The sequence below is a fragment of the Roseovarius halophilus (ex Wu et al. 2025) genome (assembly GCF_047086965.1).
In genome coordinates this window covers 1-3,074 of record NZ_JBKOTX010000368.1, presented here as the reverse complement: position 1 = coordinate 3,074, position 3,074 = coordinate 1, and the positions used below count along the sequence as shown (strand labels likewise).

Genomic DNA, 3,074 nt, shown 5'->3' with positions numbered 1-3,074 from the left:
GAGCATCAATGCCCTCGCCGAGACCATCAACGGCTTGTACAAGGCCGAGGTCATCGAGCACGAGGGGCCGTGGCGCGGCAAGAAAGACGTCGAGCTTGCTACCCTGGATTGGGTGCATTGGTACAATGAAAAACGCCTATACGGCCCGCTCGGATATATCTCACCCGCAACAGCAGAAAGGAACTTCTACAACGCCGAACTCACGGCTAAGATCGCCGCTGAGTGACCAACTCCAACCTCTCCGGTAAACCCGGTCTGGTTCAATCCGTGCACGGCGCGCAGCTTGGAACAAAGGTCGGATCGTCGGACAGACAAGGCCACTCAAGCCCAAACACGTCTGGGCGATCAGGGTTCGGCTGGAGCTGGCCGAAAACCATCGCGATCTGGCCCTCTTCAATCTTGCCATCGACAGCAAGCTCCGCGGCTGCGATCTCGTGAAGATGAAGGTGGCCGATGTCATGGCGTCCGGCCAAATAAAGGAGCCCGCGTCGGTTCTGCAGAGCAAGACGCAGAAACCTGTACGTTTCGAGATTTCTGAAGGCACCCGCGCATCGCTGGCAAAGGGGATGCAGGAGCCGCTCATGGTCGGATCCGAATACCTCTGGCCCGGGAGGTTTCACGAACGGCTTCACATCTCGACCCGCCAGTACGCGCGGATTGTGCGAGACTGGGTGACATCCATTGGTCTGGAGGCTAGCGCCTATGGTACGCATTCTATGCGGCGTACCAAGGTGACCCAAATCTACAAGAAGACAGGTAACCTTCGAGCCGTCCAGCTGTTGTTGGGCCATACCAAGATGGACAGCACTGTCAGATACCTTGGCGTTGAGCTTGAAGATGCGCTGGCCATCGCCGAAGCTATCGAAATCTAGACGGCTGGGCCGTCTTCACGGACGGCCCATTGCGGGCCCTCGTCGTCAGGTTGGACGTCGCAACGCAGCATCACTGGACCGTCCATTCATGCAGGGTGCAGCATTTGGATCAGGTCCGGGATAGCCATGCGGGGCGACATGACCCTGTTCCGCGGACGCGGGACCATCGCTGCGCCTTTTGCAGGACAGACACTATTCTGGCATAGAACAGGCAGGTTCCGGGGCCGGGCCGCCGCTGATAGGTTCCGGGAAAAGACCATGATGCGCCGATAGCACCGAAAACTATTATCGGGCCAACGGGCCGTAGCGAGGTTCTGATCGTAGGCTACTCCCTGTTGGATCCGGAAAGGCGAAACGAACGTTGAAACATCTCATCAAGGATTTCCGCGAGACGATGAACCCACCGGTCTTCCTGGGGTCAGCTGGGTTGATCGTGCTTTTCGTGCTTTATGGTGTCTTCTTCAGTGGTCAGGCGGAGACCCAGTTCTCGCGCGCGCAGGGCTGGCTCATCGACAGCTTTGGCTGGTTCTATGTGCTCGCGGCCAGTGGCATGCTTGGCTTCGTCATATGGCTGGGCCTGAGCCGCTTCGGCGAGATCCGGCTGGGCGGCGATAGCGCCAAACCCGAATTCGGGCGCTTGACCTGGTTCACGATGCTGATGGCTGCGGGCATGGGGATCGGGCTGGTGTTTTTCGGCGTGGCCGAGCCGATCCTGCACTACACCTCACCGCTGGACGCGGAACCGCGCAGCGAAGAGGCCGTGCGCGAGGCGCTGTTCCACAGCTACTTCCACTGGGGGCTGCACCCCTGGGCCATCTATATCTGCATGGCGCTGCCGCTGGCCTATTTCCACTTTCGTCACGACCTGCCGCTGGCGCCCCGGTCGCTGCTCTATCCGCTGATCGGCGAACGCATACACGGCTGGATCGGCCATATCGTGGACATCATCGCGACTGTCGGCACGCTTTTTGGCGTCGGCACATCGCTGGGGCTTGGCGCGATGCAGATCAATGCCGGGCTGGGCGCTCTGACCGGGCTGGGCATGTCGCTGCCGGTGCAACTGGTGATCATCGCGATCATTACCGGCGTCGCCACGATCTCAGTGGTCAGCGGCTTGCACGTCGGCATTCGCCGGTTGAGCGAGTTCAACATTGGTGTCGGAGCCGTCCTGCTGGCCTTTGTTCTGGTAGCCGGACCGACGATCCATATCCTCGAGACCTTCACGGCGGGGCTCGGCACCTATCTCTCGGACGTGGTCAACGCGAGCTTTCGTGTCGGGGCCGCCTCCGATCCCGACTGGCAGGCCGACTGGACGCTGTTCTACTGGGTCTGGTGGATATCGTGGTCGCCCTTCGTGGGCATATTCGCAGCGCGCATCTCGCGCGGGCGCACCATCCGTGAGATGATCGCGGGAATGCTGCTGGCGCCGACACTGCTGGGGTTCTTCTGGTTCGCGGCTTTCGGCGGCACGGCCCTTTCGCTGGAATCGGCAGGCGTCGGCCGTATCGCCGAGATGTCGATGGAGGACGAGGCGCTGTCGCTCTACGCGATGCTGGCGGAAATGCCACTATCCATGGTGACCTCGGCACTGGCAACACTGGCCATTGTCGTGTTCTTCATCACTTCGTCGGATTCCGGATCTCTGGTGGACGTCATGGTCACCTCGGGCGGGCACTCGAACCCGCCTGCCCCCTACCGTGTCTTCTGGTGTGTCACCGAAGGCGTCGTCGCGATGAGCCTCTTGTCTGCCGGCGGGCTGATCGCGATGCGCACCGCATCTCTTACATCCGCGCTGCCATTGACGGTCTTCCTGCTCGTGGCCTGTATCGGGCTGGTCCGCGCGCTTAGGATTGATGCCGAAATGTCAGGGCCTCCACATCGCGCGGAGATTGCCCCGGATTGACCCGGAAAGTGACTTGCCCGTTCGTCTTCCACACCCGTGGTGCAGCATGATCTCCGATCAGCGACCCGGCCATCACTTGAAGGCCTTGTTGAAGCACGATCGGACAACGCCCTGCGTGTAGTCGAGAACGTCGGGCCAACCGGTTCTCGAGATCTCGTTTTGGGCGGCCTCGGTCGAACAACGCTTGTTGATCTCGGCCTTGAGCAGCCTTTCGTTGATTGCTCCAGATGCTGCGACCGCATCCCGCTTTGCGGACATTGGCTTCTGTGATCAGTGCCTCTATTATCTACCGCAGATCA

General features: G+C 60.5%; 4 protein-coding genes. 3 read left to right on the top strand and 1 reads right to left on the bottom strand.

Features of this window, described 5'->3' with window-relative positions:
- The 3 genes from ACH107_RS31535 to ACH107_RS31525 all read left to right on the top strand — a co-directional run.
- On the top strand, positions 1 to 226 hold a 226-nt coding region (locus tag ACH107_RS31535), incomplete at its 5' end, for an integrase core domain-containing protein (RefSeq protein WP_412509589.1).
- A gap of 73 nt (positions 227 to 299) precedes the next feature.
- Positions 300 to 872 carry a tyrosine-type recombinase/integrase gene (locus ACH107_RS31530; protein ID WP_412509590.1) on the top strand — a complete coding sequence of 191 codons (573 nt, stop codon included), beginning with the start codon at positions 300 to 302 and terminating at the stop codon, positions 870 to 872.
- Between the two features lie 361 nt (positions 873 to 1,233).
- Complete coding sequence (locus ACH107_RS31525; RefSeq protein WP_412509588.1) at positions 1,234 to 2,775, top strand: BCCT family transporter; 1,542 nt, start codon at positions 1,234 to 1,236, stop codon at positions 2,773 to 2,775.
- Positions 2,776 to 2,847: 72 nt separating this feature from the next.
- On the opposite strand, the gene ACH107_RS31520 is transcribed toward ACH107_RS31525, so the two are convergent.
- Positions 2,848 to 3,033 (bottom strand): hypothetical protein, encoded by a 186-nt coding sequence (locus ACH107_RS31520; protein ID WP_412509587.1) that lies wholly within the window; start codon positions 3,031 to 3,033, stop codon positions 2,848 to 2,850.
- Between the last annotated feature and the right edge of the window lie 41 nt (positions 3,034 to 3,074).